Source organism: Flavobacterium sp. (genome assembly GCF_049240005.1).
In the GTDB taxonomy this organism is placed as follows: Bacteria; Bacteroidota; Bacteroidia; order Flavobacteriales; family Flavobacteriaceae; genus Flavobacterium.
In genome coordinates this window covers 1-3,100 of record NZ_JBMLTK010000083.1, presented here as the reverse complement: position 1 = coordinate 3,100, position 3,100 = coordinate 1, and the positions used below count along the sequence as shown (strand labels likewise).

The window sequence follows — 3,100 nt, the reverse complement described above, 5'->3', positions numbered from 1 at the left end:
GCCAAGATGATGATGTCGCGACCGTTGATGTTGTAACGATCAACCTGAGGCTTGATTTCGTCTTTCGTATGTCCGTAGTTCTCGTTTAACCAAGCCATGTCGATTTCGTTGTCGAAGTGACCGATGTTACAAACGATGGTTTTATCTTTCATTGCTTCGAAGTGGCGCGCCACAACGATGTCTTTGTTTCCAGTTGTAGTAATTACGATATCGGCAGTTTTAATTACAGTATCTAATTTCTTTACCTCGAAACCGTCCATTGCAGCTTGAAGCGCACAAATTGGGTCGATTTCGGTAACAGTAACGATAGAACCAGCGCCACGGAATGAAGCCGCAGTACCTTTTCCAACGTCGCCGTAACCACAAACCACCACACGCTTACCGGCTAACATGATGTCGGTTGCACGACGAACCGCATCTACAGCCGATTCTTTACAACCATATTTGTTGTCGAATTTCGATTTTGTAACCGAGTCGTTCACGTTAATTGCTGGCATTGGTAACGTACCATTCTTCACGCGCTCGTACAAACGGTGAACTCCCGTTGTAGTTTCTTCGCTCAAACCACGGATTCCTGCGATAAGTTCTGGGTAACGATCGAATACCATGTTGGTTAAATCGCCACCATCGTCGAGAATCATGTTAAGTGGCTTGCGCTCTTCACCGAAGAAAAGCGTTTGCTCGATGCACCAGTCGAACGACTGCTCATCCATTCCTTTCCAAGCGTATACTTGAATTCCGGCAGCAGCGATAGCAGCAGCAGCCTGATCTTGTGTTGAGAAGATGTTACAGCTCGACCAAGTAACCTCGGCGCCGAGTGCAATTAACGTTTCAATTAATACAGCAGTTTGAATAGTCATGTGCAGGCATCCTGCAATACGCGCACCTTTCAACGGCTGTGAATCTTTATATTCTTCGCGAAGTGCCATCAAGCCAGGCATTTCAGCTTCCGCTAACTCAATTTCCTTTCGGCCCCAAGCAGCAAGCGAAATATCCTTTACTTTGTAAGCAACATACGGCATAGTGGTAGTACTCATTTTTTATCTTTGTCTATAATTTTTCGGCGCAAAAGTACGATAATCCTTTGGAAATTGTCGAATTTGGTGAAAATTTAAGACTTGTTTACTACGGTAAGCAATTGATAAATAACGAATTGATTTCAAATGCCTCTATACAGTACGTTTAATTATAAGTCGAACATTCGCGTTTCGGTTTGGGACATTACCGAGTCGGTACCCGATTTGGTCGTGAGTTCGCTTTCGCAAAAGAGTAAGCAGCGACTTGAAGGCATGAAATCGATGGTGCATCAAAAAGGGTTTTTATCTATTCGTAAGTTGCTGGAAGCAAGTGGTTATACTGATTCCGATTTGTATTACCACGAAACGGGAAAACCGCTGTTAACCGATGGTGTGCAGGTATCGATTACGCATTCGGCACAATATTCGGCGCTTGCTTTGGCAGAGGTTCCGGTGGGAATCGATATCGAACACGTTAAACCTGTAGTTGGACGCATAGCGCACAAGTTCACCAAAAACGAAGCCTGGTTTTTAGACGCTACGGCTGCCGATTACTTAGACAAACTCACGGTAATTTGGGGTGTGAAAGAAGCGATTTTCAAGGTTGTGAACGAGCCAGGAATTAGCTTTAATCATCATATTGCCGTTTCGGAATTTTCATTAGACGATCAGGAAACCACGGCTATGCTCGATTTTAACGGACAACAAACCGGCTTTACGATTTATTTTGAATCGATTGCCGCTTACAAACTGGTAGTTGCTACCTACATTTCATGAGTATTTTAGAACAATTGCTTGCCGCACGGCAGTCGGGCGCGCGATTGCTTGCCGTTTTACTCGATCCCGAGAAGCAAGACGTTGGCAAACTCCCTGAATTTCTCCAACGAATTGATTCGTTCCCTGTTACCCATTTTTTAGTGGGTGGCAGCACCGGTAGCGGCACGGCTACTGATGTGCTTGTTCGTGCCTTGAAGAAGCATACCCATTTGCCTGTGATTTTATTTCCAGGCAGTAGCGATCAGTTATCGGATGCCGCCGACGGATTGTTGTTTTTGAGTTTGCTTTCGGGACGTAATCCGGAGTATTTAATCGGGCAGCACGTTCGAGCGGCTGCGGTTTTGCGACAGGCGCCTTACGAGGTGTTGGCAACGGCGTATTTATTGCTCGACGGCGGAAACGAGAGTGCGGTGCAGCGGGTTTCGGAAACGCTGCCGTTATCGCAAGAAAATTCCGAGTTAATTGTTGATACGGCATATGCGGCGCAGCTTTTGGGTTTTAAGTTGCTGTATTTAGAAGCGGGTAGTGGAGCCGAGGTTCCCGTACGCGAATCGGTTATCGAGCAGGTTTTTAAAACGGTCGATTTACCCTTAGTGGTTGGTGGCGGTATTCGCAATAAATCAGCGCTTGAAGCGGCGTATCGCGCGGGTGCTACGATGGTGGTAATAGGAACAGCCTTTGAGAAGGAGTTTTCGGAGTTTTAAACACGAGAAACGTTTTTGAAATCGATTTACTGCGTTTGCACTGTCGTTTGTAAATAAGTTTTTTTGATTTGGACAGCATTTCCGGCTATTCGCTTTAAATCCGCAGCTTCAGGCGCATTGGGCAGTGCTTTTACTTTGGCTTCTTGGGTCGCCAGTAAAAGCACGCCAAATTTGCACCTGCTGCTTTGCGGGTTTTTCGCTGCTATCCGGGCTGCGGGCAGACGTTGCCGATAAGTCATTGTCAATAATAATGTAAATCCCGATCGCGCGGATTTAAAATCCGTGCCTTAAACAATTGCTTTCAACGCTTTTTCGGTAACGATTTTCGCAGCCCGGATAGAGGCGGCATCCTTTTTTTGGAGCGAAGCGGAATAAAAAGATACAGCCGAAAGCCGGAAATGCTGCCCAAATAAAAAAGAAATTCAGCCTTCTACTCGCCCAACCACCATCCTTCGACAAGCTCAGGAACCAACGAATTGCGGGTTAGGCTGGGCAAAACGATACGTAAAATGGTGAACGTCGCGACGTCTTTCCCGATAGCTATCGGGACTCAAATCTCAATACTTCAAAAATTCCGCTTTGCGACCTTTGCGTAAATCTTCG

4 protein-coding genes are annotated in these 3,100 nt (G+C 46.0%); 2 read left to right on the top strand and 2 right to left on the bottom strand.

The window, feature by feature from the left end; translation table 11 throughout:
* The coding region (ahcY, locus tag ACOVQQ_RS08825; protein WP_421817877.1) for an adenosylhomocysteinase at nucleotides 1–1,037 on the bottom strand (1,037 nt) is incomplete at its 3' end.
* Nucleotides 1,038–1,163: 126 nt separating this feature from the next.
* Here ahcY and ACOVQQ_RS08820 point away from each other — a divergent pair.
* Both ACOVQQ_RS08820 and ACOVQQ_RS08815 read left to right on the top strand, forming a co-directional pair.
* Entirely contained in the window at nucleotides 1,164–1,793 is a 630-nt protein-coding gene (locus tag ACOVQQ_RS08820; protein ID WP_421817876.1) for a 4'-phosphopantetheinyl transferase family protein, read from the top strand.
* A complete protein-coding gene (locus ACOVQQ_RS08815) occupies nucleotides 1,790–2,497 on the top strand; it encodes a geranylgeranylglyceryl/heptaprenylglyceryl phosphate synthase (protein ID WP_421817875.1) in 708 nt (235 codons plus the stop codon). Before ACOVQQ_RS08820 ends, ACOVQQ_RS08815 begins: the two co-directional genes overlap by 4 nt.
* A gap of 26 nt (nucleotides 2,498–2,523) precedes the next feature.
* On the opposite strand, the gene ACOVQQ_RS08810 is transcribed toward ACOVQQ_RS08815, so the two are convergent.
* On the bottom strand, nucleotides 2,524–2,736 hold the full coding sequence (locus tag ACOVQQ_RS08810) for a hypothetical protein (RefSeq protein ID WP_421817874.1): 213 nt from the start codon (nucleotides 2,734–2,736) through the stop codon (nucleotides 2,524–2,526).
* Nucleotides 2,737–3,100: the final 364 nt, after the last annotated feature.